General features: G+C 56.5%; 1 pseudogene. It reads left to right on the plus strand.

What is annotated here, in order from left to right:
* Positions 1-513, plus strand: a pseudogene (locus FYK55_RS29385) (IS4 family transposase); the annotation flags it as partial.

The raw sequence follows: 513 nt of genomic DNA on the forward strand, positions 1-513 counted from the left end.
TGATGCCTCGCTGGTCGTTTGGCTCCACGAGATCGATGTCACCGAAAACCTGACTCTCCTGCTGGTGACCAGCCTGGAGCACGACGCCTGGACTTTGTCGAATTGGTACGAGCGGCGGTATGACGTGGAGGTTGATATCCGTAACTTCAAAGTGGTTCTGGGTGCGGAAAACATTCGGGCCAAGAGTGTCGACACGTTCAGAAAAGAGTTGTACACGTCGGTTGTGGCCTACAACCTGACGAGCCAATTCCGTCGTGAAGCGGCGGCATTGAACCGATTGCCGCCTCGACGGATGAGTTTCAAACGAGTCTGGACGACCTTTCAAACGTTTCTACTGAGGCACCTGCACAGCGAGCCACGGCAGTGGCGTGAGGCGTTCGCAACGGCGTTGCGGTACGCGATGCAGGATAAGCTACCCAACCGGCCATCCCGGCAGTACAAACGCGAGGCCTATCGAAAACGGCCCAAGGACGTCCAATTCGAAAAACGCGTCAAACCCCCCGGGAAACTCAC

It is taken from the genome of Roseiconus nitratireducens, from assembly GCF_008629675.1.
Classification (GTDB): Bacteria; Planctomycetota; Planctomycetia; order Pirellulales; family Pirellulaceae; genus Stieleria; species Stieleria nitratireducens.